Origin of the sequence: Enterococcus sp. DIV1767 (assembly GCF_050542585.1) — a bacterium.
Taxonomy (GTDB): domain Bacteria; phylum Bacillota; class Bacilli; order Lactobacillales; family Enterococcaceae; genus Enterococcus_D; species Enterococcus_D innesii.
Genome location: NZ_CP172936.1, coordinates 2491938 through 2516474, shown reverse-complemented (window position 1 = coordinate 2516474; position 24537 = coordinate 2491938). Strand labels below are relative to the sequence as shown.

Below are 24537 nucleotides of genomic sequence, written 5' to 3'. Positions count from 1 at the left end.
TTTTTTTCTGTTCCCACTGAGTAATATCCTCTATACTATGAAAATACCAAGGGACATGTAAATAATCTGGATTAAACGAAAAAGTACACATGAAAAAAAACGGCGCAATATATTCAGTGCCTATGATTTACTGTAATGAATGCAGTAAAAGTAAGTGTTTTCATTTTTTTAAGAAAAAGCTACCATTAGAAACGTAGACGAGGTGATAGTTTCATGATCAGTGAACGGGAAAAAGCAATTATTCGATATCTCTTAGAGAATGGACCAACAACGGTTGCTAAAATTGGGTTGCATATGTCGCTTTCGCAAAAGACAGTTTCGCAATCGCTAAAGAGAATTGATGAATTTTTGCAGGAAACAGCAATAAGGCTTGTTCGCAAACCTAGAGTAGGTGTATTTCTTGATGGTGATTCAGCTGAAATTCTAAAGTATCTTGATGGGCACGAGGAATCAAACTTACCGACGAGCAAAAAAGATCGTATTCAGTTTCTTTGCTTTGAAATACTGAAACAAAAAACGTATTTTACGCGTCAACAACTGCAAGATGCACTCTACATCAGTAAATCAACTTTAGAAAATGACATGGGGCAGGTAAGCGAGATCTTTCGTCATTTTAACGTTACGATTGAAGTTTTACCGGGGAAGGGTTCCTTTTTGAATTTGTCAGAACAAGAAAAACGTCGTTTAGCATTTGATTTGATCTACTATTTCTGGGGTGGAAAATGGAAAATAACACAAGAGCAGCAACGCTATTTGCATTCGATTCAAGGAATTCCTCAGTTTGTTAATGATTTTATTGACCTGACAAAGATTTCTTTAGTTGATACGCTCTTACAAGAGTATTTGAAAAAAGAACAAATTACGCTTAATGATGCTGCCTATCACTCACTATTGCTTCATCTAATCATCATGATTGATCGGGTCAAAGAGAAGAATTATCTGACTTTCGAAGAAAGAAGACATCCTTTGATGGAGAATAGAGCTTTTTATCGTTTTATTGCTTCAATAGAAGAAACGTTTTCTCTGTCGTTGCCAGTTTCGGAAGTTCATTATATTTCGCTTCATATCTATGGGGATTCGTTGATGAAGAAGAATGACTCCGATGATTTGCTTGATGAAACGATACGCAAATTGATTCATGAAACGATCTCCCTACGCAATGAAAGTCTTTTGTTAGGATTGGTATCACATATCAAAGAAGCTATTTATCGCATTCAAAAAGGATTAGTCATTCATAACCCTTTTCTAAATGATGTGAAGAAGAATTTTCCTTTGTCTTTTGAGGAAGCGCTTCGATTAGCTCATGCCTTAAATTGGCATTTTTCGATTTCGATCCCCGAAGATGAGGTTGCCTTTCTGGCAGTACACATCCAAGTGATGAAAGAACAACGAGAAGAAAAACAACCGAAGAAAGTGAGTGTCTTATTAGTTTGTAGCAGTGGGAAAGGCACTTCACAGCTATTAGCTGCTCGTATTCGGAGAAATTATGAGCAAATCGATATTTCCAGGATTCTTTCAATTCAAGAGTTGATTCAGACCAATATTTATGAGGACTTGATTTTATCGACAGTGGATTTAAAAATCGATTCGATTCCAACAATCCATGTTTCACCTGTACTGAATAAAGATGAGCAGCGAAAAATAGAAACCTTTTTAAGAAAAGTCGAAGAAAAACAAAATGGTTCTTTCAATCAGTTTGCGAAATTGATTCATGAGGACTTGATTTTTTTAGATCATCATTTTGAAGATTATCAAGAGGTGATTACATTTATTGGGGAGCAGTTGATTACTCGTGGGTATGTAAACGAGGAAATGATTGACTCTTCGCTAAAAAGGGAACAGCTTTCCTTTACTTCTTTTGGACGATTCGCAACGCCTCATGGGACGCCAGAATACGTGAAAAAATCAGCGATTGTATTTTTACGTCTTAATAATGAGATCCACTGGGGAGAAACAAAGGTGAAATATGTCTTTTTCATCTGTATAAAGGATGAAACTGTACAAGACCTTGAGGAAATCTATGACACGATGCTTAATGTGATGGAATCAGATGAACGAACCTTCCTCCTTAAAGGGACGAAAGAGGAATTAAAAAAGTATTTACAAGGGGGAACATAAAATGAATATAGAAACACTACTACCTTTTGAACATATTGTTCTTGGTCTAGAGGCAACCACTAAAGAAGAAGTGGTCCGTCAATTAGCAAAAATATTAGTAATGGAAGGAATCGTTCAATCCGAAAATGAGTATGTTCAATCAGTTATGGAAAGAGAAGATCACTCGACCACAGGAATAGGCAATAATATAGCTATCCCTCATGGAAAAAGTCGTGCAGTTTCTGAACCCGCAATCGTTTTTGCTCGGTTAAAGGGACCATTAGAATGGCAATCCTTAGATGATGAACCGGTAACGGTTGTGATTATGCTTGCTATTCCTGAAGAACATCAAGGAGACACCCATTTACGGATCTTATCAGAAATTGCCATGAAATTGATGGATGAAGACATCACTGAAGCGCTGAAAAGCGAAACAGATAAAGAGATTATCGCGAAACTATTAAGCGAATAAAACGGAGAAAAGGAGAAAGAAGAATGAAGAGAAAAATTATTGCAGTAACGGCGTGTGCCACAGGAGTTGCCCATACCTTTATGGCGGCACAGGCGTTAAAAAAAGCAGCAGCGAAACGTGGCGATTTAATCAAGGTTGAGACACAAGGAGCAACAGGTATCGAAAATGAATTGAACGAGCGGGATTGTCAAATTGGGGAAGTCGTGATTTTTGCCGTTGATACGAAAGTGAGAAATGAAGAGCGTTTCAATGGCAAGGAGATCCTTAAAGTCCCGGTAGCAGCCCCTATAAAAAATGCAGAAAAAGTAATTGAAGATGCATTAAAGCTGATTGATCAATAAAGAGGAGGAAAATCAGATGAAAAAGTTGGCAAGTGAAATGAAAAATCATGTTTTAACAGGAATATCTTATATGATTCCTCTGGTGATTGCCGGAGCAGTTATCATGGCGATTTCTCGAGTAGGCGGATCAATATTTGGGATCGTCGATATTTGGGACGCCTCTCATGGAGAAAGTGCGAATACGATCATCCGATTACTCCATAGTTTAGATGGATTCGGTGGCATCGCTTTAGGATTGATGTTTCCCGTAATATCGGCATTTATTGCTTATTCGATTTCCGATAAGCTAGGGATTGCCCCTGGTCTTGTTGGAGGTATGTTAGTAAAAGACATTAATGCAGGCTTCTTAGGCGCAATTGTTTCAGGGCTGATCGCTGGGTACATTTGCTTGTGGATCAAAAACCATATAAAGCTGCCAAAATCGATGGCATCGGTAGTTCCAGTGTTCTTAGTTCCTGTTTTAGGTACTTTAGTCACTGTCCTACTTGTGAATTATGTGATCGGTACACCATTTGCAGCTATCAATGTGGGCTTAGAGTCATGGTTGAACGGATTGAGTGGCGGAAATGCGATCGTGATGGCGGCAGTTGTAGGGGCAATGGTTGGATTTGACCTTGGGGGACCAGTAAATAAGGCAGCTGTGACAACCGCGATGGCTTTATTGACAAGTAACGTTTATGCACCAAACACTGCAGCGCAAGTGGCAATCATTATTCCACCAATTGGTTTAGGCTTAGCGACTGTTTTTGCCAAGAGTAAATACAATAACGAATTAAAAGAAGCAGGAAAATCGTCGATCATTATGGGTCTAGTAGGCATTTCAGAAGGAGCGATCCCATTTGCGGTGGAAAATCCACTAAAAGTGATCCCAGTGAATATGATTGGTTCAGCGATTGGTTCTGCAATGGCTGTAGGTCTAGGAGCTGTCAATACAGCCCCAATCTCTGGTTTTTATGGCTGGTTCACTGTAGAAAAATGGCCACTGTATGTTTTATCGATTGCTACTGGCTCATTATTCATTGCGATTTGTACAAGCTTGCTACGTTCAAAAGATGCGGGGAAAGAAACAGATACCACGATGGAAGAATTTGACGAAGCGGCTTGGGAAGAGCAGTGGGAAGCATAGCTATGACAAATGTACACATAGTAAACCACACCCATTGGGATCGTGAATGGTATTTTACTTCAATGGACTGTGTCGTTTTGAGTGATCAATTATTTAGTGATGTACTAAAAGAACTAAAGAGGCAACCGACTGCTTCTTTCGTGCTAGATGGACAAATGTCTATTCTAGACGATTATTTAGAACTCTATCCTGAGCGCTTGACTGAGGTCAGAGAGTTGATCGCCAATGGTCAATTGTTCATCGGTCCTTGGTACACCCAAACAGATGCCTTTTTTGCTTCTGGTGAGTCCATCATTCGAAATGCCATGATTGGTATATTTGATAGCAAAAAATATGGCAGCTATATGCCGATCGGCTATTTGCCAGATACATTTGGTTTTAATGCTCAAATGCCAACCATATTGAACGAAGTTGGACTTGATAACATTATCTTTTGGCGAGGCATCGATTTAGGGGAACAGGTCAAATCCCCTTACTTTAAATGGACGAGTTTAAGTGGGCAAGATTCACTGTATGCGGTGAATTTTCCTCAAGGATATGGTGCACAGCAGCAATTGGAGCCAACAAGCAGTTATGTAGATGGCAGACTCGATAGAGGTGTTGATTTTATTAAGAGCTACGCGAATGAACCTGAAATCTTGATTCCAACTGGAAATGATCAGTTAGGCATTGTTTCTGCCATAGAAGAAAAACTAACGAAAATCAATCAGCTTGGAAAATACAAGTATCAATTGAGCACCTATCCAGCATTTATGGAGATCGTCCGTCAAAAAGAACTGGAAGTTTATCAAGGAGAGTTTCGTGCACCGGTTTTTGCACGGGTTCACAAAACGATTGGTTCTGTAAGAATGGATCTGAAACGTGAGATTTTTCGATTAGAAAACAAATTAGTTTTAGAAATTGAACCAATGTTAGTTATTGCGAAAGATTTAGGGATCGAATTAAGCAATCGCTTGCTAATGAAAGCTTGGAAAAAGTTATTTGAATGTCAAGCCCATGATAGTTTGGCAGGCTGTGTATCAGATAGTGTTGCACAAGATATCAGTCATCGGTTAAAAGAAATCAGTGAGATTTGTGAGAGCATTGAAAATTTGATTTTAAAAAGAATCAGTGAAGGACTCGCTTTACAAGCCAACCAATTTCTGATTCTTCATCCAACACCAGTGCCATTTCAAGGAGAGAAATTAGTTAAGATCGTATCCAGAACCAACAATATCAAGGTTATTGGAGCTGATTCATCTGTACTTGAAGCAGTGTATATCCCAAGCAGGAAAAATATTATGGAAGAAACTCCGGCTGGCAACCGTTTTATTGAAGAAGAGGGGTATTATCTGTTAACCGTTCAAGTGACCTGTGCCTTTTCAGGCCTTGGTTATCAAGTCCTTACATTTGAAGAGCAAGAGACAACTCCCGAATCGTCTTTAGATCAAAACACATGGATTAGAAATGGAAAATACATGCTTTCCTTTGAAGACGGCCACCTGATTTATTCAAATGGAAAACAACAGAACGTGGATTTCTTGTCGATCATCGATGATAGTAATGCCGGTGATACGTATGACTATTCGCCTATTTTGAATGATCAACCGATCACGCTTCGTTTTGCCAGCTGCAAAGGGAAGCAAGAAACATTGGCTTTGGAAGGAAGTTTACAGCTACCGTATACGATCGAAGAACGGATGAAAGGAATCGCCACCAAAACATTCGATTATACATTGACCCTCCAACTGACAAAAAATGGTGAGGTAAACGCAAAGCTACGTTTTAAAAATACGCTTTTAAATCATCGGATTCGAGTGAAAGCTCGATTAAACAAGCCGATAGAAAGAGCGGTTGCGGCCATTCAATTTGGCTATCTTGAAAAAAGAAATCAAACACTGGAAAATTGGCAAGAAAAATATGCAGAAAAACCTGTCAATATTGAACCATTTGAAAAACAAGTGGTTGTTTATGATCAAGAGAACGCCCTCGTTTTTTATAGCGAGCAGAGCAAAGAGTATGAATATATCGATGACTCCTTATATGTAACGGTACTAGCTACAACCGACTCTCTAGGAAAACCAGATTTGTTGTATCGACCAGGTCGTGCTTCTGGCGATACAACCAAAAAGGGACATATTATGATGGAAACACCTCTTGCTCAAATGGAAAACTATGAGATGGTCTTCGATTTTTCCCTAAGGGTCGCATCAACAGCTATTTCTGAAGATTTGTTGGCTACTTGGAAAACTGTTAAAGAACAGCCATCGATTTCTTATCAATTGCAAGATTTGAATTACTTTATTTATCGCATAGATAATAAAATTCAAAAGCGCATTGATCCATTATCTCTGACCGACATGTCTCTTTCTTTGTTGTCCTGTAGCTTAGAACCAGGTGTGGGAGTCAGTGCGCTTCATAATGCGTATTACTCTGAGGGAATCGTTATCCGTTTCGTCAATTCAACGAACAAAGAACGATCTCTTGAGCCAAAAAAATTATTTAATGGGTACGTATATCAACGAATCAATGCCTTAGAAGAACCGCTTGAAGCGGATCATATCATCCATGCTTATGGGGTAGCAACCTATTTATTAACTAAAAACTAGGAATAAAGAACACAAAATTTGTCGAGAAGGAATTGCTTTTGTAACGTTTTCCTCTACAAGATTTTGTGTTCTCGCTTTTTACAATGTTTAGAAGGAGTTTTTATGTCCGTACAACTTTTATTGCTTGCCTCACTGCCTGCACTAGGATGGGGCTTAATGCCAATCGTCGCTAAATTGATGGGAGGAAAATCAGAGGAACAACTGCTAGGAACAACAATCGCAGCCTTGATTTTCGGTAGTGTATTTGGTTTCTTGAATCAAGTGAGTTATGCCATGGTGCCATTTTTCATCAGTTTATTATCTGGGATTTTTTGGGCTTGCGGACAATACTTCCAATTTCTCGCTTTGGAGAAAGCCGAGGTTTCTAAAGTAATGCCCGTCTCCGTCGGGACCCAATTATTATTTGTTACATTAGCATCTGGCTTCTTTCTCAAAGAATGGACAGATTTAACGACTGTAATTTTCTCAATCATGGCATTAGGAGTCATTCTAACAGGTGTTTTCCTTGTAACTAAGACAACTCATCAGCAAACAGGCTTAACACAGCAAGTACTTCTTTATCTATGTTGTTCTTCAGTTTTTTTGATGCTATATGTGACAGTCACTGGTCTGTTTCAGATAAGTGGCGCACAGATTTTCTTGCCTCAGGCAGTAGGGATGTTTCTCGGGGGAAGCGTAATTTCCTTGAAAAGTAAGCAACAGTTGCGTTTCCGCAAAATAATCCACAATTTAGGTACTGGTAGCACATGGGTTATCGCGAATACTTCGTTATTCGCTGTATCGTCTTCTTTAGGTGTAGGCGTAACCTATTCATTTTCTCAAATGAGCTTACTTGTTGCCACCTATGGAAGTATTATTTTCTTAAAGGAACGAAAAGTTGGCAGAGAAAAGCAATTTGTTGCTCTTGGTAGCTTGCTCTATATTGTTGGTGTATTAGGGATGAGTTGGTTGAAATAACTTTGCACCTGAGCAATTTTAGTTAGTGATCAATAAAATAGCAGATAACAGTTTAATCAATAGATGCAAAAAAACATGAAATCAGTGAATGATTTCATGTTTTTTTTACCGCCCATTCTCCGTCTGTCGATAATCACTAGGTGAAATGCCGACTTTTTTCTTGAATAAACGGCTGAAATAGGCGGTGTTTTCAATGCCGATCGCCAATGAGATCTCTTTGATGGATAGCCGAGAATAGCGCAAAAGGTCTTTCGAGTAAGAGATGCGTTTGCTGATCTGGTACTCGATGGGGGGCAAGCCCATGTATTTGGAAAACTCCTTGACGATTTGATACTTATTGATATGATACTTTTCCTCCAAAGATTCCAAGGTGATCCCTTGACGGAAATCTTCTTCTAGCTGGTCACGAATCTGCAAAATATAAAGCGGGATCTCACTATCCGAAAAGTCGAGATGATATTTTTGCAGGAGCAGTTCATTGAGCAGCTGATGGATCAAAACAGAGCTTTGGAAGGCAGTTTTCGCATTTGGTTCTGGCTGTAGCATCAATAAATCTTGTAAGACCAAGTGGATCGGATTTTGACGACTGCTGGCAGGATTGGTGTGAAAAACTGGACTGCCATTCTTTAGAAATTCATCATAAAACGCTGCGACGTTGGCGCCATATAGATGGATCCAGTCCATTTCCCAGGGCTCTTGACTAACGGTGCGGTAGTACTGATAGTCTAGGCAGTCGATAAAAAACACATCACCTGCTTTTAATTGATAGCTTTTACCTTTGTAGCGCAATTCACCGCAGCCGGACAATGTATATTTGATCAAATAAGAAGGCAGGTTCTCTCGTTCTGTAAAGTAAGGTTTGCTGGCTTTGAAATAGCCGATTTCTTGAATGTAATAGAAAAGTTCACGCTGCTTTTGGGTTGAAGTATTGATGTAACGCAGTGAATCGGTTGACCATGAGTGGTTGGCTTTTTCCCAGTAGTCCATCGGATCCTCCTTTTTACCAAGATTGTGCAAGTCTTTATCAAAATTGTGTGATGAAACTCGTTGATTGTCAAGCTAAAATTGAGTCAACAAGAATGAATCAGTGGATTGTAATCGATTTATTTTTAAACAAGATAATGAAAGGTGGAGACCAGTGAACACATTTATCGCAATCGATATCGGCGCATCAAGCGGTCGTCTGATGCTGAGCCGTTGGGAAAATGAGCAGATCACTTTAGAAGAGATCCATCGCTTTAAAAACGGCTTTCGTCCCCATGACGGCTTTGACCGTTGGGCGATCGATTATTTGATCCAAGAGATTTTAGTAGGACTGCAAAAAGTGAAACAAGCAGGTATCAATGACTGCTTCGTCGGAATCGACACCTGGGCAGTGGATTACTGTTTGATCGATCAAGCAGGCGAGCGTTTAGGCGACCCAGTCGCTTATCGAGATAGTCGCACCAATGATGCGATCGCAACTTTTGGTCAGCGCTATTCTTTGCAAAAACTGTATGAGAAAACAGGCATTCAGCTGCAGCCCTTCAACACGATTTTTCAGTTAGCCGCAGAAGAAGCGCAACTGTTGCAAAAAGCCGACAAGCTGCTGTTGATTCCAGACTACTTGGGCTACGTTTTTACTGGTAAGATGGTCACGGAAAAAACCAATGCTTCGACGATGCAGCTTTTAAATGCCAACACCCAAACATGGGATGCAGAATTGTTAGCTGAGATCGGCGTAACAGAAGGCCTATTCCCACCTTTGGTTGATGCCGGGACGGTTTTAGGCGCACTGCAAACACAGAAGTTTCCAGCCTATGATTTGCCACAAGCGACCTTTGTCACTGTCGCTAGTCATGATACGGCGTCGGCGATCATCGGTACACCTGGAGAGGGTTCAGATTGGGGCTACATCAGCAGCGGGACTTGGTCATTGCTGGGGATCGAAACCAAAGTACCCAATGTTTCCCTTGCCGCCTTTGATGAAAATTATACGAACGAATGGGGTGCCCACAACACGATTCGCTTTTTAAAAAATATTATGGGCATGTGGCTGATCCAAGAAGTGGCTCGGCAGCAAGACTATCAGTATTCCTATGCAGAATTGGCGGAATTGGCGCAAGCAACGCCTGCTTTTCAACAGTTTGTCGATGTCAATGATCCTCGTTTTTTGAATCCAGAAAACATGATTACTGAACTGCAAGCGTATTGTCGAGAAACCCAGCAGAAAGTTCCAGAAACCGCAGGGGAACTGGCTCGCTGTGTGTATGATAACTTAGCGCTTTGCTATGCCAGTGAATTGCAAAAGCTGGAACAGCTGACAGGTACGACGAGCAAGCTGCAAAAACTGCATATCGTGGGGGGCGGTTCCAACAATCGCTTTTTAAATCAACTGACGGCTGATACTGCGCAGCTGACGATCGAAGCTGGCCCAAGTGAAGCAACGGCGATCGGTAATCTTTTAATGCAGATGATGAGTGCTGGCATCTTCACGTCGCTGGCTGAAGCACGCCGCGCGGTCAAACACTCATTTCCTTGCAGTGTTCATGAACCACAGCCTTTTGATCACAAGATTTTAAGCAACTATCAACGTTTTATAAAAGGAGTAGGAAAAAAATGACAACGATTCAACAGCGTTATGAAGAAGCTAAGACAGCATATGCCAAATTAGGCGTCGACACGGATGCGGTTTTGAAAAAATTAGCCGATGTGAAAATCTCGATGCATGTTTGGCAAGGGGACGATGTCCAAGGATTTTTGAGTGATGAAGCATTATCTGGTGGGATCTCTGTAACGGGGAATTATCCTGGTGCTGCCCATACCCCAGAGGAGTTGCGCCAAGATTTAGAAAAAGCCTACTCTTTGATTCCTGGAAAACACAAATTGAACCTTCACGCCATCTATTTAGACACCGAGGAAACAGTGGATCTAAATGAATTGGAGCCGAAGCATTTTGAAAAATGGGTTGCTTGGGCGAAGGAACAAGGCTTAGGTTTAGACTTCAATCCAACCTTTTTCTCACATCCCATGTTCAAGGATGGCTTTACCCTTGCTTCACCAGATGAAGAAGTTCGTCAGTTCTGGATCGAACACGGCAAACGTTCTCGTCAAATCGCTGCTTATATGGGGAAAGAAACTGGGCAAGTCTGTGTCAATAATTTCTGGGTGCCAGATGGCTACAAAGACAACCCGATCGATCGTTTTACACCACGGGAACGCTTGATGACAGCATTAGATGAGATTTTTGCTGAAGAATTGCCAGCGGAATACACGGTAGATGCCGTGGAAAGCAAGTTGTTTGGTCTTGGTGCCGAAGCCTATACCGTCGGTTCTCATGAATTTTATATGGGCTATGGCTTGACGCGCGATAAATTGATTTGTTTGGATGCTGGACATTTTCATCCAACCGAAGTGATCTCCAATAAATTGTCTTCATTGGCACTATTTAGCAAAGGCATTTTGCTGCATGTCAGCCGTCCTGTACGCTGGGATAGTGATCATGTCGTGATCATGGATGATGAATTGCAAGAGATTGGCCGCGAATTGGTTCGCAATGACTTATTACCAAAAACCAACATTGGGTTAGATTTCTTTGATGCGACGATCAATCGGGTCGCTGCGTGGGTGATCGGGACGCGCAATACTCAAAAAGCGTTGCTAAAAGCGATGCTAGAACCGATCGAAGAACTAAAAGCAATCGAATTGTCAGGTGATTTCACCACTCGTTTAGCCATGACGGAAGAATTAAAAGACTATCCGTATGCAGATGTTTGGAATTACTTCTGTGAAAGCCAAGGGGTACCAGCAGGTCTGGATTGGCTATCAGAAGTGAAAACCTATGAAGAAACCGTCTTAAAAGCCAGAAAGTAGGAGAACAATGAAAAAGATTGATATTTTACAAGCGAATTTTGTACAAGAAATGATGGAAACGACAGCAAATCTTTACCGTTTAGGGTGGGATGAGCGCAACGGCGGCAATATTTCTTACTTATTAACAGAAGAAGAGATCTTGCCTTTCATCGATCCGCAAAGCGTCTTGCGGGAAATTCCCATGATTTTTGATGCTACGGCCCTAGCTGGCAAGTACTTTATCGTGACAGGTTCAGGAAAATACTTTAAAAATGTAACGGCACATCCAGCGGAAAACCTTGGTGTGATCCGAGTCAAAGAAGATGGGCAAACATTGGAATTGCTTTGGGGCTTGGAAAATGGTGCGGTGCCAACGAGTGAACTGCCAAGTCATTTTATGAGTCATATCGCTCGCTTGTCGGTCGATCCAGAAAACCGAATCATCATGCATAACCACGCATCGCATCTTTTAGCCATGAGTTTTACCCATGAGTTGGATGAACGCAGTTTCACGCGGACCTTGTGGCAAATGTGTACGGAGTGCTTGGTGGTCTTCCCAGAAGGTGTTTCCATCATTCCTTGGATGGTTCCAGGAACGAACGAGATCGGCGAAGCAACGGCTGCTAAAATGAAAGAAACCCGTTTGGTTCTTTGGCCACAACATGGCATCTACGGCGCTGGCAAAGATATGGACGAAGTCTTTGGCTTGATTGAAACGGCAGAGAAAGCCGCGGAAGTGTACACCTATGTCAAAGCACAAGGCTCAATCTTACAAACCATTACAGATGAAAATCTGAAAAAATTGGCTGACGCTTTCAAAGTCACTCCCCGAGCAGGCTATCTTGAGGTATAATCAATGGTAGAAGAATAGAAAAGGCTTTCAGTCTTTTCTATTTAAACTATATTGTGAATAAACAAACAAATGGAGGTAGGAAGAATGGCGAATAGAATGATTTTGAATGAAACATCGTATTTTGGAAAAGGAGCGATCGAGAACGTACCGACAGAATTCAAAGCACGAGGGTTTAAAAAAGCGGCTGTGATCACCGACAAAGATTTGGTGAAATTTGAAGTTGCGACCAAAGTGACGAAATTATTGGATGAAGCAGGTGTCGATTATGCGTTATATGATGGGATCGTGCCGAACCCAACGATCCAAAATGTCAAAGACGGCTTAGCGTTTGTCAAAGAAGCCCAAGCCGATTGCATCATTGCGATTGGCGGTGGTTCACCGATCGACACGGCAAAAGCGATCGCGATCATTGCTACGAATCCTGAATTCTCAGATGTGATTAGTTTGGAAGGCGTGGCAGACACGAAAAATCCATGCTTGCCGATTTTGGCGGTACCGACAACTTCTGGGACTGCAGCCGAGGTAACGATCAACTATGTGATTACAGATGAAGAAAATCATCGGAAATTTGTTTGTGTAGATCCTCACGATATTCCTCTAGTAGCCTTTGTGGACAGTGATATGATGATGGGGATGCCAAAGAGCTTGGCAGCTGCAACGGGAATGGATGCCATGACCCACGCCATCGAAGGCTTCATCACCAAAGGCGCTTGGGAAATGACTGATATGCTGCACATCAAAGCCATCGAAATCATCGGCCGCTCATTGAGAGATTCCGTGAATGGCGATCAAGCAGGACGAGAAGCGATGGCGTTAGGGCAATACATTGCCGGTATGGGCTTTTCAAACGTCGGCTTGGGCTTAGTTCACGGTATGGCACATCCATTGTCCGCTTGGTACAACATTCCTCACGGAGTAGCGTGCGCGTCCTTGTTGCCAACCATCATGAAATACAACAAAGACTTTACGGGAGAAAAATATCGTGAGATCGCGATCGTTTTAGGCATTGAAGGGGCAGAAACGATGTCACTTGAAGACGTCCGAGATGCTGCTTGCCAAGCCATCGATCAGTTAAGCAAAGATGTGGGCATTCCAGCGACCATTTCTGAATTAGGCGTCAAAGAAGAAGATATCCCAGCCATCGCCAAAGATGCCTTGAATGATGTCTGCACACCAGGCAACCCGCGGGATACGACTTTAGAAGAAATTATTGAGCTTTATCGTTCGTTGATGTAATCTTGTTAAAGGTACGAAATCCGAAGAAATGAAAGATACTTCTGCAAGTTTCCCTTAACAATGATCTGCTAATCAGTTGCTAATTTAACAGCGCGATGATCCTTTCTTTTGAGAAGATCATCGCGCTGTTTTATTCTGAAGAATTCAATAAAATTGCGATGCAAAGCGTTAGATTTTTGAAGAAATCGTTGTGCCCAGATACTAGTAATCAAATCAAAAAAAGTGATCATTAGAGTTGGTTCTCTAATGGTCATTTTTTTGCTGTACGCAAGATCACAGCGTACCGATCGCTTCAAAACCATCACCTATTAAGAGCTGAGCGTTTCAGAATAGGTTAGTCAGCCACCCAATCATCTCTCGATAGCACTCATCAGCGATCGCATTTGGTGTCCGATCAAAGTCATGCTGATCTAAGTCGAGCCAAAGTGTTTTGGCATGGGGGACTTGTGCAGCGAAAGCTTCGGATGCGCTGAAGGGAACATCTGGATCTTTTTTGCAATGAACGACAAAGCAAGGAGGAAAGTCTTGGTAAGCGGCAGCAGGGATCGCCAAGGCTGCTAGCTGTTCCCGATTCCCTAAATAACGCTGCCAGTTGCCATATTGACGGGCGGAAAGGTACAAAGGGAATCGTTTTTCTAGCGTGCCGTGGGTGATAGGTTGGCTTTCGATCATGGCTTCAGCGGCGAGTGGTGGGACTTTCGGAAATTGTGTGTAAAAGCGCGCCGGCTGCAAAAATTCTTTACAAAACAACTCTTGGTAACCGTAAAATCGGATCAAGCCCTTTTGCTCCGAGTGCTTTGTGCGTGCGGTCAGTAAGGTCGCTAAAAAACCGCCGGCGGAGCGACCGAATAGAATGTACTCATTTGCACCAACGCCGCTGAAGTGCCAGCCCTCTGTCAAAAACCATTCCACTGCCTTTTTTGTATGAAGGTAAATGTCGTTCAGCGCTACTTCGGGAGCCAGTGGATAATCGAACAGGTAAAGGCTAACACCGGCAGCCAGCAATTGGTGGGCATAATCCTGCGGAAGGTCTTCTCGCTGACCATAGAGGAAGCCACCACCATGAAAATACAAAAGGCTGATCCGAGGCTGCGCTGCTTTTAGGATCGTCACTTCTAACGGCAAAGTGCCGTAGGTGTCAAATTGGATTTTTTCTGTTTGCGCAAAGGCATTTTTAGGATAAACCATTGTTTTCTTCCTTTCTCTTCTTCGATAGTATAAGGAAGAGTATAGGAGAAGGAAGCGGTTTAGAAAACAGCGTTATGACTAAAAATAGAAACGGTTTTGTCGAAAGTGAACAATGATGTCCGTCAGTAACACGCTTACAATAACCGTATAAATTAAAGGAGGCAGAACAATGGAGTTGAAAAAAGAAGTAGCGGCAATGATCGATGCACTATCTCAGATTGGGGGTGATCCAACTGGAGGAATGACTAGACTGCTTTATACCGATTCATGGAAAGAAGCGCAATCATTTGTAGAAAAACAATTAAAAGAAACTGGCTTAACGACGTCCTATGATGCAGTCGGCAATCTCTTCAGCAGAATGGAAGGCAGCCAGTTTCCAGAAGAAACGATTCTTTCAGGGTCACATATCGATACCGTCGTCAACGGTGGCACATTAGACGGTCAATACGGAGTCGTTGCTGCTGCTTTAGCGATCAAGTATTTAAAAGAGACCTATGGGCAACCTTTACGCTCCTTGGAAGTCATCTCAATGGCAGAAGAAGAAGGCAGTCGTTTTCCAACCGTTTTTTGGGGAAGTAAAAACTTTGTCGGAGAGGCCAAAAAAGCCGATGTTGAAGCGATCACAGATTTTGAAGGCAATCGCTTCGTGGCAGAGATGCAACGCCAAGGCTTTGATTTTCGCGACCCACAAGAACCGGTTCGATCAGACATCAAAGCCTTCGTGGAAATCCATATCGAACAAGGCAGTGTTTTAGAAAAAGAAAATTTGCAGATCGGTGTCGTCAATAGTATCGCTGGTCAAAAGCGTTACACCTTTGTCTTAAAAGGACAAGCCAATCATGCAGGAACCACACCGATGGGCTATCGCCAAGATGCTGTGTATGGTTTTGCCAAAATGTGTGCCGCAGTGATCGACCGTGGCTTAGAGCTTGGGGATCCATTAGTAGTGACATTCGGTAAAGTTGAGCCAAAACCGAATACGGTCAACGTGGTTCCTGGTGAAGTGTTGTTTACGATGGATTGTCGCCATACTGATGGGCAACTATTGGATGCCTTTACTGCTGAAGCAGAACAGATCATTCAAGCGATCGCCAAAGAGCACGACCTGACAGTGGAGATGGATCTATGGATGGATGAACGCCCTGTGCCGATGGACGAGACGATCGTTGCCACGGTGGAACAAGCGGTGAAGCAAACCGGCAAACGTTACAAAGTCATGCATAGTGGGGCGGGGCATGATTCCCAAATCATTGCACCACATTTTCCAACGGCGATGCTGTTTGTACCAAGTATTGATGGGATTAGCCACAACCCAGCCGAAGCAACGACTATCGAAGATTTAACAGCTGGGGTAGAAGTTTTAGCAGCTTCCCTTTACGAGCTAGCATACAAAGAATAGAAAGCAGGGACACACATGGGATACAAAAATAATAACACGGGCTATTTAGATGGATTGCTGCAATCACGAGCAGTCATTAGAAAAAATAATTTTGCGATCTTGCCGCATGATGGGCTAGTGAATAATGTCATTCCAGGATTCGAAAACTGTGAATGTTCGATACTCGGCACACCAAAATTAGGGGCGTCTTTTGTCGATTACATCATTTCATTCAAAAAAGATGGCGCCAACCAATTGGGCTTCGGCGGTCCAGAGATCGAGAGTTTCTTGTATGTCATCTCGGGCAAACTGGAAGTAAGTGATGGCAAAGAAACCCATACATTGACGGACGGAGGCTATATCTATCTGCCTGCTGGAGAAAAACTGTATATGAAAAATCTCCAAGAAGAAGCGACAGAAGTGTTCTTGTATAAGAAGCGTTACCAACCGTTAGAAAATCACCAATCCTACAAAGTAGTGGGGAATCTTTCAGAGTTGACACCGATCCAATACGAAGGGATGGCTGACGTCTTGCTTTGGGATTTCTTACCGAAAGAGTTGGGCTTTGACATGAATATTCATATCCTTTCCTTTGAACCAGGGGCAAGTCATGGCTACATTGAGACCCACTATCAAGAACACGGGGCGTACTTACTGTCAGGTAAAGGGATGTATAACTTAGACAATGAGTGGTTCCCGGTGGAAAAAGGCGACTACATTTTCATGAGTGCCTATGTACAGCAAGCGGCCTATGGTGTTGGTCGTGACGAACCATTGACCTATATTTATTCCAAAGATTGCAACCGCGATCCGGAAATTTAAAGGAGTTTAGAAGATGGAAGAGACGGTTATTGTACAGTCACAAGAGTTACAGCAATTGATCCAAAAAAAATTAGCGGCTGCTGGTTTGTCTGAAGCGCACGCAGCCATCGTTGCAGAGCATTTGGTCTTTGCCGATGCCAGCGGGATCCACTCTCATGGGGCTGTACGGGTAGACTATTACGCAGAGCGGATCGCTAAAGGTGGAATGAATCGCACTCCACAGATCACGTTTGAAGAGACTGGGCCGAGCAGCGGGATCGTTCACGGTCAAAATGGCGCAGGGCAGGTCGTTGTATTAGAAGCGACAAAGCATGCCATTGAGATGGCCAAACGTTCTGGGATCGCGGCAGTTGGTGTACGGAAAACGAGTCATAGTGGGGCGCTATCCTATTATGTCAAAAAAGCTGCAGAAGCTGACTTGATTGCATTATCTATGTGCCAATCAGATTCAATGGTGGTTCCTTTTGGCGGCAAAGAAAATTATTTTGGTACCAATCCAATCGCATTTGCCGCACCACGAAAACAGGGGGCACCGGTGGTCTTTGATATGGCAACGACGGTCCAAGCGTGGGGCAAAATATTAGACGCTCGCTCCAAAAATAAAGAGATTCCTGCAACATGGGCCGTTGATGCCCATGGCAAGCCAACAACGAATCCGCATCATGTTCATGGGTTATTGCCAATCTCAGGACCAAAAGGCTTTGGGTTGATGATGATGGTGGATATCTTGTCTGGAATGCTTCTTGGGCTGCCTTTTGGCAAGCATGTTTCCTCTATGTACAACGATCTGACGAAAGGCCGCGACTTAGGGCAATTTATTTTGCTGATCGATCCGCAACGTTTTACAGATTTAGACACATTTAAAGAGTCGGTGGAAACGATGATCGAAGAGCTGCACGATATACCAGTTGCTGAACAGTTCCAGCAAGTCTATTATCCAGGCGAGATCAATCAACTAACTTATGAAAAATATATGGCAGAAGGTATTCCTATCGAAAAGAACATTTATCGCTATCTCATTAGCGACACGGTTCATTTTGACCAGTATTCTGGGTCAGATGCCTTTGCACAGACAGGAACAGGAGAGTGAGGAGACCCATGTTACACACTATTATTCAAAAAAACAATTACCAAGATTCCATTGTTTTAATGCTTTTGACCAATCGTTTACTGACGATCGAAGGGATCAACAACGCTTCGGTCATGATGGGTACACCTGCCAATAAGGATATCTTCAAGACGGGTGGTCTTTATACCGAGGAGATGAGCAATGCGACATCCAACGATATGGTACTCGTTTTAGACATTGAAGGGGAAGAAATCATCGAAACAGTCCTGTCAGAAATCGATGCCTTCTTATCGGACCAAAGCAATAGCGCAGGGGAAGAAACCCAAAGCGTCAAAACTTGGGAAAAAGCCTTAGATCTTGGAAAAGATGCGAAGGTCGCTGTCTTATCGATTCCTGGTACTATGGCAGCACCAGAAATTGAAACCGCATTAGCAGCGGGCAAACATGTTTTTTGTTTCAGTGATAATGTTTCATTGGAAGAGGAAGTTCGGCTAAAGAAAATGGCTCATGAACAAGGACTTCTTTTAATGGGGCCAGATTGTGGCACAGGGATTCTCAATGGGATACCAGTAGCCTTCACGAATGCCATTCGTAAAGGGAAAATCGGTGTTGTCGGCGCTTCGGGTACGGGCATCCAAGAAGTCACCACCATCATTCATAAATTGGGTGCCGGTGTGACACAAGCCATCGGAACCGGTGGACGAGATCTCAAAGAAGCCGTCGGTGGGATCACCATGAAAGACAGCATTCTTGCCTTGGAACACGATCCTGATACAGAGGTGATCGTGGTGATCTCCAAACCACCTGCACCACGTGTCCGCGATGAAGTGTTGGCATTATTAAGAAGAGGAACAAAACCTGCAGTCACGATTTTTCTTGGGGAAGAACCAACGGATCACGAAGAAAATCTTTACAGAGCCTACACGCTGGAAGAAGCGGCACAATTAGCCGTGCAGCTGCTACGTCAAGAACAGATTGGATTAGAGCCAGTAAAAGAGGAAACGGCAGCTGTCGCTTTTGGCCCTGAACAGCAAAAAATCAAAGCTTACTATTCTGGTGGAACATTGGCGTACGAAGCAGCGATGCTGGTCAAAGCAGGATTAAATCTAGAACAAGAAGATGCCCCTCAGGAAGGGTACATCTTAAAAGCAGCTGGCCATGAGATCATCGATTTAGGTGATGACATCTATACGCAAGGCAAGCCCCATCCGATGATCGACCCAACAAAGCGGATCGAACTGTTGAAACAAGCGGGAGAAGATCCTGAAACGGCAGTGATTTTGTTAGATATCGTTTTAGGGTACGGCTCTCATCAAGATATGGCGAGTGAATTGGCACCGACCATCAAATCGTTGAAGGAAGCTGCACAAGCAGCTGGCCGGGAGTTAGCGGTGATCGCTACGATCGTCGGAACTGATTTAGACCCCCAAGACAGCAACGAGCAAGCAGAGATTTTAATAGCAGCTGGCGTGATTTTGTGTCAAAGCAATGCCCAAGCAGTCAAAAAAGCTTTAGCATTACTTGGCCATCCCTTTTCACCAATTAGTCGTAAGCTGTTGCCAAAAGTAGTGACAACTGCCGATGCGTTGTCAGAGCCATCTGAAAAGAGCCGCGAATTGTTGGCGAATGACGCGTTCATCAATGTAGGGTTGCGTAGCTTTGCGGAAGCGATCCAGGCACATCACGGTCAAGTCGTTCAATATGACTGGCAGCCAATTGCTGGTGGGAACGTAACGTTACAAAAAGCCTTACGTTTCTTAGCACAAGTGTCACTATCAGAGTAGGAGGAAGTTATCGTGTACGAAACTATTGAAGAAGCAAACCAAGCCGTTATTGCCAAAATCGTTGCGGGTTCGCCTTTTTTGTTGGATGTCGTTCCAGCAGTCAGTGTCATTCCAGAATTAGGTGAAGGAAAAGTCCTATTGCATGCAGGACCACCGATCCGCTACGATCAGATGATCGATCCGATTCAAGGTGCGTGTGTTGGTGCGGGGCTTTTTGAAGGCTGGGGCGAAACGGAAGAAGAGGTACGTCATTTATTAGCATCTGGGGAAGTTCATCTGATTCCTTGTCACCACGTGCAAGCGGTTGGCCCAATGGGGGGCATCACCTCTGCCAATATGCCAGTACTCGTGGTGGAAAACAAAACCGATGGCAACCGAGCGTATTGTACGATGAACGAAGGGATCGGGGCAGTTTTACGATTTGGCGCCTATTCTCAAGAAGTCATTGATCGCTTGCATTGGATGAAAAATACGTTAGCACCAGTTTTAAGTGCTGCACTACAAACAAAACCCGATGGCTTGAACATCAATGTCTTAGTCGCAAAAGCAATCGCCATGGGGGATGAGTTCCATCAACGGAATATCGCTGCTTCGTTGGCGTTCTTAAAAGAAGTAGCACCAGCGATCGTTACCCTGAAAGGATTTGAAAAAGAAAAACCAGAAGTCATTCAGTTTCTAGCAGACACGGATCAGTTTTTCTTGAATATCATGATGGCTTCTTCAAAAGCGGTGCTTGATGGCGCCCGAACGATTGAAGAAGGAACGGTTGTGACAGCAATGTGTCGCAACGGGCATGAATTCGGTATCCGTATTTCTGGCATGGGGGACGAGTGGTTTACTGGTCCTGTCAATACACCAAAAGGGCTCTATTTCTCAGGATTCAGTGAAGAAGATGCCTCTCCAGATATGGGCGACAGTGCCATTACGGAAACCTTTGGTGTCGGGGGAATGGCAATGATTGCTGCCCCAGCTGTGACACGCTTCGTTGGTTCCGGCGGATTTCACGATGCGTTGAAAACCAGCAATGAGATGTTAGAGATCTCCATTGATACCAATCCGAATTTTCCCGTTCCTACATGGGACTTCAAAGGGATCTGTTTAGGGATCGATGCTCGTAAAGTCGTGGAAACAGGGATCTTACCGGTGATCAATACAGGGATCGCCAACAAACAAGCTGGACGGGGACAAATTGGTGCCGGGACAGTGACACCACCAATGGATTGCTTTGAAAAAGCTGTCTTGGCTTATGCGAAAAAATTAGGATTTGAAGAATAAATCAGGGAATGAAAACGTGAAAAAGGAGCAACCTAGCGATGATACAGGCAAAATGGATCGACCAAGCTTTATTTGAACCCACATTTATCAATGGCAACTGGATCGTTCACAGTGTGTTTCAGCATAGTTTCAATCTGCAAGATCCTCGTCAGGATCAGCTGATCTGTGTCTCCAAACAAGCGGCTCGCGTGCCCAAAGGGATGATTTTAGCTGCCGACGATTATGCAGCGTTGGCGACAGGCTTAGTTGCTGGTACCGCTCTTTTGGTTCAGCAACGGGTGATCCATTTTCCGCATCATCGTCTGTCTTTTCAAAAGGCAGCCAAATTTACAACCACCTTTCCAGCTGGCACAGTCCCATTTGATCGAGAACTGTTTTGGTCAGCCCTCCAAAGCGTCACGGAAAAGACGGGAATTCGAGAAGCTGTTTCAGAAACCATCCGCAGCAATCATCCGTTTTACGACGCAATCGATCAGCTATGCACGCCTTCATTTAAAGAACAACGGCAAGCAGTCGCTTATTTAGTCGGACGGGGTGTCGGATTGACCCCCACAGGCGATGATATGCTAGTTGGTCATTTGCTTTCTCGCCGAGTGATGGGGCAAGAAGATACCCGCTTGGTGTCTTATCTACAAAGAAGGCTGTTGACAGTCAATGATTTGACGACTGACGTCAGTAAACATTATCTTCTGCATGCACTGACAGGCGCATTCAATCAATCGGCGTTATCCTTGACCAGGTGTACCGATTCAGCGGCTTTTTACCAAGTAATCAAAGAGATACTAGCGATCGGTCATACCTCGGGGGCTGACTTTTTGGCAGGGTTTGCTCGCAGTATCGATCAATTTCAAAACAATAGAAATGAGGAATTCATATGGCAAAACGAGTGGTCATCGCTCTAGGGGGCAATGCAATTTTAAAACCGAATCAATCAGCGACCGTTGAGACACAGCTTGCAAATATCCAGCTAAGTGCAGAACAGATCGCTAAAATCGAGAAGCTCGACCATCAAATCGTCGTGACGCACGGCAATGGACCGCAAGTCGGCAATATTTTACGACAAAATGAAGAAGCCAAAGAAGTCGTGCCGCCTTTTCCACTGGATGTCTGCAATGCAGAGTCACAAGGCTTTATCGGTTATTTAATGGAGCAAAGCATCAAAAATAAAATTGAGCAAGAAGAATTGACCAGCAATGTCGTGACCTTATTGACCCAAGTGGAAGTGGCAGCGGATGATCCCGCGTTTGAAAAGCCAACGAAGCCGATCGGCTTGTTCTACTCAGAAGAAGAAGCAAAAACAATGGCTGAGGAAAAACATTGGGTGATGGAAGAAGATGCTGGACGTGGGTACCGTCGCGTCGTGCCATCTCCACAACCTGTGACGATCCACGGCGTGGAATCAATGGTTCATTTATTGAATCAAAATACCATCGTGATCGCTGGTGGCGGCGGTGGGATTCCAGTCGTAAAACAAGCGGAAGGCTTGAAAGGGATCGAAGCAGTCATCGATAAAGACCGAACCGGGAAAAAATTGGCAGAACAAGTGGATGCCGATGTATTTATGATGCTGACCGACGTCAACAACGTTTATATCAATTATGGAACACCGGAGCAAGAAAAATTAACGGGCTTATCCGTAAGTGAAGCGCAAGCATATTTTGATGCGGGGCATTTTGCAGAAGGTAGTATGGGGCCGAAAATGGAAGCGGCGATTGCGTTTGCCAAACAAGGAAAGACAGCAATCATCTGCTCATTGGAAGAAGCGGACTTAGCATTGTTAGGTGAAGCAGGCACAAGGATCGCTGGGTAAAACCAGCGATCCAACTGCTTGATTCGCCTATTAGTCGCCTTCTTCCGACAGCTCAAGGGCTAAACGCAGATCCAGGCTGATGCTAGGATCATGCACGTTTTTTCCTAGTAGCTTTTGACACTGTTCGATGCGGTATTTGATCGTGTTGCGATGAACGAACAAGGCTTTGGCGGTGCGGGTGATCTCACATTGATAATCCAAGTAAGCCCGTAAGGTTTTGCGCAATTCGATGGTGGCATCTTCTTGCGGAAACGCCAATTCTTTAAGAATCGTACGGCAGAAATAATGGATATCTTCAGGACTCATTTTTTCAAATAGACTCCGCATTCCCCTTTGATGGTAGAAAGAGACGATGGAAGAATCATGTTGGCCTCTTCGTTCTTCATACGCAGTTTTTGCTTCGATGTAGGAGCTGGCTAAATCATTGATACTTTCACAGACACTTCCTACACCAAAGGCCATTCGAAATGGCAACCGATTGGTCAAAGCATTGGCGGTCTCGATCAAATGGTCTTCTAAGGCATCACACTTGTGCTGCACGAAAATCGCAAAGTGATTGCTGCCCTTTAAGCGAAAGAGACAAACATCTTTGATGCGATAAGGCAGTTGTTCACTAAACCACTGATAAACCAAGTCACTTTTTTCTTTTAGGTATTTGTCTTTGCCTTTGGTTTCTTTGGTTGGTTCACAGGCACCATAGATGACACGATAATGGCGGGCTTTGACTAACCCGTAAGTCTTTCCGAGATCTAACCAATCTTTTTGTTCTTGCTTGGTCGATTGCTGGTATTCGATCATCCGTGTTAAAAAGTCACTTTTTAAATCTTCAAAAGATTCTTGCACTTTTTGGTTCTTGTAGAGCATAAACGACAAGACCAATGCTGCTTGTTCCAGCGCAAAATCCGAGACAGGATAAGGAATTGCCTCAGGATTCAAAATGACTAAATAATGGGGGAAATAAGTGGAGGTTTCAATGGCATAATAAGAAATTTGTGACGTTTTTTCATGAAGATCTTTGATAGGGATCGCCCCGCTTTTTTCACCAGTAAAAACCCCTTTCGTTTGTCCTAATTGATGGATGTAGTACTCCGCGGGTTTTGACATGCGGGTGAAATGCTTGGAGTGGGCAATCACTTGTTTAAAAGGATTCAACAAAATGATCGGTGTATTGACCATTTGGCCAAAATCAGCGATAAAGCGAGCGATGCTGACATCCTTCATCAAGGAAGCAGAGAACCGTTTTTGGATATCTAAGGCATAACTCAACTGCTCGGTTTTGGTGTTCCATAGTAAATTCAAAAGCTGGTGCATCAAACGGCCCAGCGGCATCGTGGCAGGTACTTCTACGATGGGGAAACCCAAGCTATCGGCATAGGCGATGACTTCAGGATCGATGACATCTAAAAAACGACCGATCTTGATGCCTAATCCAGCGGCATTTTTGGCTACGAGGGAATCGATCAGTTCAAGCAGTGCTCCTTGATTATCTTTATAAACCATCGCCGTGCTTAAGATAAAGGTATGCTCAGGAATATAGTGGGCGATATCGGGGGTCTCGGTGATTTCGATACTGTCGACGGGAATTTCCGCAGTCAGGGGATCTGTCAATAAACGCAAATTGGAAAAGCGTGGTATAGCAAGCAATTCAGCAACTAACTTCATAGAGAAACTCCTTTTGGAATTGAACAAAATAAACAAAAACATGTCCTT

20 protein-coding genes are annotated in these 24537 nt (G+C 43.4%); 17 read left to right on the top strand and 3 right to left on the bottom strand.

The window, feature by feature from the left end; genetic code table 11:
- The first annotated feature begins 213 nt into the window (after positions 1–213).
- The 6 genes from IGI78_RS11900 to IGI78_RS11875 all read left to right on the top strand — a co-directional run bounded on the left by IGI78_RS11900 (position 214) and on the right by IGI78_RS11875 (position 7581).
- Positions 214–2118, top strand: coding sequence for a BglG family transcription antiterminator (locus IGI78_RS11900; RefSeq protein WP_081117468.1), 1905 nt, complete (start codon positions 214–216; stop codon positions 2116–2118).
- Between the two features lies 1 nt (position 2119).
- Positions 2120–2569, top strand: a complete 450-nt coding sequence (locus IGI78_RS11895) for a PTS sugar transporter subunit IIA (protein ID WP_081117467.1) — start codon at positions 2120–2122, stop codon at positions 2567–2569.
- Positions 2570–2592: 23 nt separating this feature from the next.
- Positions 2593–2910 (top strand): PTS fructose transporter subunit IIB, encoded by a 318-nt coding sequence (locus IGI78_RS11890; RefSeq protein WP_008380922.1) that lies wholly within the window; start codon positions 2593–2595, stop codon positions 2908–2910.
- Positions 2900–4036 carry a PTS fructose transporter subunit IIC gene (locus IGI78_RS11885; protein ID WP_071859233.1) on the top strand — a complete coding sequence of 379 codons (1137 nt, stop codon included), beginning with the start codon at positions 2900–2902 and terminating at the stop codon, positions 4034–4036. Before IGI78_RS11890 ends, IGI78_RS11885 begins: the two co-directional genes overlap by 11 nt.
- 2 nt (positions 4037–4038) lie before the next feature.
- Positions 4039–6624 carry a glycoside hydrolase family 38 C-terminal domain-containing protein gene (locus IGI78_RS11880; RefSeq protein WP_195264652.1) on the top strand — a complete coding sequence of 862 codons (2586 nt, stop codon included), beginning with the start codon at positions 4039–4041 and terminating at the stop codon, positions 6622–6624.
- Between the two features lie 102 nt (positions 6625–6726).
- A complete protein-coding gene (locus IGI78_RS11875; protein WP_195264654.1) occupies positions 6727–7581 on the top strand; it encodes a GRP family sugar transporter in 855 nt (284 codons plus the stop codon).
- Between the two features lie 105 nt (positions 7582–7686).
- Here IGI78_RS11875 and IGI78_RS11870 read toward each other — a convergent pair whose 3' ends face one another.
- Positions 7687–8568: an AraC family transcriptional regulator gene (locus IGI78_RS11870; RefSeq protein WP_081117464.1), complete on the bottom strand. Its 882-nt coding sequence runs from the start codon at positions 8566–8568 to the stop codon at positions 7687–7689.
- A 199-nt stretch (positions 8569–8767) separates the two neighbouring features.
- Between IGI78_RS11870 and rhaB the strand changes: the two genes are divergently transcribed.
- From rhaB to fucO, 4 genes are all read left to right on the top strand, one after another.
- Positions 8768–10183, top strand: coding sequence for a rhamnulokinase (rhaB, locus tag IGI78_RS11865; RefSeq protein WP_229045510.1), 1416 nt, complete (start codon positions 8768–8770; stop codon positions 10181–10183).
- Positions 10180–11433, top strand: coding sequence for an L-rhamnose isomerase (gene rhaA / locus IGI78_RS11860; protein WP_195264658.1), 1254 nt, complete (start codon positions 10180–10182; stop codon positions 11431–11433). Before rhaB ends, rhaA begins: the two co-directional genes overlap by 4 nt.
- Before the next feature lie 7 nt (positions 11434–11440).
- Positions 11441–12265 (top strand): rhamnulose-1-phosphate aldolase, encoded by an 825-nt coding sequence (rhaD, locus tag IGI78_RS11855; protein WP_195264660.1) that lies wholly within the window; start codon positions 11441–11443, stop codon positions 12263–12265.
- Between the two features lie 84 nt (positions 12266–12349).
- Positions 12350–13501: a lactaldehyde reductase gene (fucO, locus tag IGI78_RS11850; RefSeq protein WP_081117461.1), complete on the top strand. Its 1152-nt coding sequence runs from the start codon at positions 12350–12352 to the stop codon at positions 13499–13501.
- Between the two features lie 324 nt (positions 13502–13825).
- Here fucO and IGI78_RS11845 read toward each other — a convergent pair whose 3' ends face one another.
- On the bottom strand, positions 13826–14689 hold the full coding sequence (locus tag IGI78_RS11845) for an alpha/beta hydrolase (RefSeq protein WP_081117459.1): 864 nt from the start codon (positions 14687–14689) through the stop codon (positions 13826–13828).
- A 169-nt stretch (positions 14690–14858) separates the two neighbouring features.
- Here IGI78_RS11845 and allC point away from each other — a divergent pair, with 169 nt between their 5' ends.
- From allC to arcC, 7 genes are read left to right on the top strand one after another with little or no spacing between them, the layout of a single operon-like run.
- Positions 14859–16088 carry an allantoate deiminase gene (gene allC / locus IGI78_RS11840; protein ID WP_430618041.1) on the top strand — a complete coding sequence of 410 codons (1230 nt, stop codon included), beginning with the start codon at positions 14859–14861 and terminating at the stop codon, positions 16086–16088.
- Positions 16089–16103: 15 nt separating this feature from the next.
- Positions 16104–16889 (top strand): (S)-ureidoglycine aminohydrolase, encoded by a 786-nt coding sequence (gene allE / locus IGI78_RS11835; RefSeq protein ID WP_081117457.1) that lies wholly within the window; start codon positions 16104–16106, stop codon positions 16887–16889.
- A gap of 13 nt (positions 16890–16902) precedes the next feature.
- Entirely contained in the window at positions 16903–17979 is a 1077-nt protein-coding gene (allD, locus tag IGI78_RS11830) for an ureidoglycolate dehydrogenase (RefSeq protein WP_081117456.1), read from the top strand.
- 8 nt (positions 17980–17987) lie between these two features.
- Positions 17988–19742: an acyl-CoA synthetase FdrA gene (gene fdrA / locus IGI78_RS11825; protein WP_081117455.1), complete on the top strand. Its 1755-nt coding sequence runs from the start codon at positions 17988–17990 to the stop codon at positions 19740–19742.
- 12 nt (positions 19743–19754) lie between these two features.
- On the top strand, positions 19755–21017 hold the full coding sequence (locus IGI78_RS11820) for a DUF1116 domain-containing protein (RefSeq protein WP_081117454.1): 1263 nt from the start codon (positions 19755–19757) through the stop codon (positions 21015–21017).
- Between the two features lie 38 nt (positions 21018–21055).
- A complete protein-coding gene (locus IGI78_RS11815; RefSeq protein WP_081117453.1) occupies positions 21056–21919 on the top strand; it encodes a DUF2877 domain-containing protein in 864 nt (287 codons plus the stop codon).
- Complete coding sequence (arcC, locus tag IGI78_RS11810; protein ID WP_081117452.1) at positions 21892–22827, top strand: carbamate kinase; 936 nt, start codon at positions 21892–21894, stop codon at positions 22825–22827. The genes IGI78_RS11815 and arcC overlap by 28 nt, the downstream gene beginning before the upstream one ends.
- Before the next feature lie 30 nt (positions 22828–22857).
- Here arcC and IGI78_RS11805 read toward each other — a convergent pair whose 3' ends face one another.
- Positions 22858–24489: a PucR family transcriptional regulator gene (locus IGI78_RS11805; protein ID WP_081117451.1), complete on the bottom strand. Its 1632-nt coding sequence runs from the start codon at positions 24487–24489 to the stop codon at positions 22858–22860.
- Positions 24490–24537 lie beyond the last annotated feature (48 nt).

Excerpts from the sequence above, each read along its gene's own strand:
- IGI78_RS11900 (WP_081117468.1), top strand. The coding sequence starts at position 214 with ATGATCAGTGAACGGGAAAAAGCAATTATTCGATATCTCTTAGAGAAT.
- IGI78_RS11895 (WP_081117467.1), top strand. The coding sequence starts at position 2,120 with ATGAATATAGAAACACTACTACCTTTTGAACATATTGTTCTTGGTCTA.
- IGI78_RS11890 (WP_008380922.1), top strand. The coding sequence starts at position 2,593 with ATGAAGAGAAAAATTATTGCAGTAACGGCGTGTGCCACAGGAGTTGCC.
- IGI78_RS11880 (WP_195264652.1), top strand. The coding sequence starts at position 4,039 with ATGACAAATGTACACATAGTAAACCACACCCATTGGGATCGTGAATGG.
- IGI78_RS11875 (WP_195264654.1), top strand. The coding sequence starts at position 6,727 with ATGTCCGTACAACTTTTATTGCTTGCCTCACTGCCTGCACTAGGATGG.
- IGI78_RS11870 (WP_081117464.1), bottom strand. The coding sequence starts at position 8,568 with ATGGACTACTGGGAAAAAGCCAACCACTCATGGTCAACCGATTCACTG.
- rhaB (WP_229045510.1), top strand. The coding sequence starts at position 8,768 with ATGCTGAGCCGTTGGGAAAATGAGCAGATCACTTTAGAAGAGATCCAT.
- rhaA (WP_195264658.1), top strand. The coding sequence starts at position 10,180 with ATGACAACGATTCAACAGCGTTATGAAGAAGCTAAGACAGCATATGCC.
- rhaD (WP_195264660.1), top strand. The coding sequence starts at position 11,441 with ATGAAAAAGATTGATATTTTACAAGCGAATTTTGTACAAGAAATGATG.
- fucO (WP_081117461.1), top strand. The coding sequence starts at position 12,350 with ATGGCGAATAGAATGATTTTGAATGAAACATCGTATTTTGGAAAAGGA.
- IGI78_RS11845 (WP_081117459.1), bottom strand. The coding sequence starts at position 14,689 with ATGGTTTATCCTAAAAATGCCTTTGCGCAAACAGAAAAAATCCAATTT.
- allC (WP_430618041.1), top strand. The coding sequence starts at position 14,859 with ATGGAGTTGAAAAAAGAAGTAGCGGCAATGATCGATGCACTATCTCAG.
- allE (WP_081117457.1), top strand. The coding sequence starts at position 16,104 with ATGGGATACAAAAATAATAACACGGGCTATTTAGATGGATTGCTGCAA.
- allD (WP_081117456.1), top strand. The coding sequence starts at position 16,903 with ATGGAAGAGACGGTTATTGTACAGTCACAAGAGTTACAGCAATTGATC.
- fdrA (WP_081117455.1), top strand. The coding sequence starts at position 17,988 with ATGTTACACACTATTATTCAAAAAAACAATTACCAAGATTCCATTGTT.
- IGI78_RS11815 (WP_081117453.1), top strand. The coding sequence starts at position 21,056 with ATGATACAGGCAAAATGGATCGACCAAGCTTTATTTGAACCCACATTT.
- arcC (WP_081117452.1), top strand. The coding sequence starts at position 21,892 with ATGGCAAAACGAGTGGTCATCGCTCTAGGGGGCAATGCAATTTTAAAA.
- IGI78_RS11805 (WP_081117451.1), bottom strand. The coding sequence starts at position 24,489 with ATGAAGTTAGTTGCTGAATTGCTTGCTATACCACGCTTTTCCAATTTG.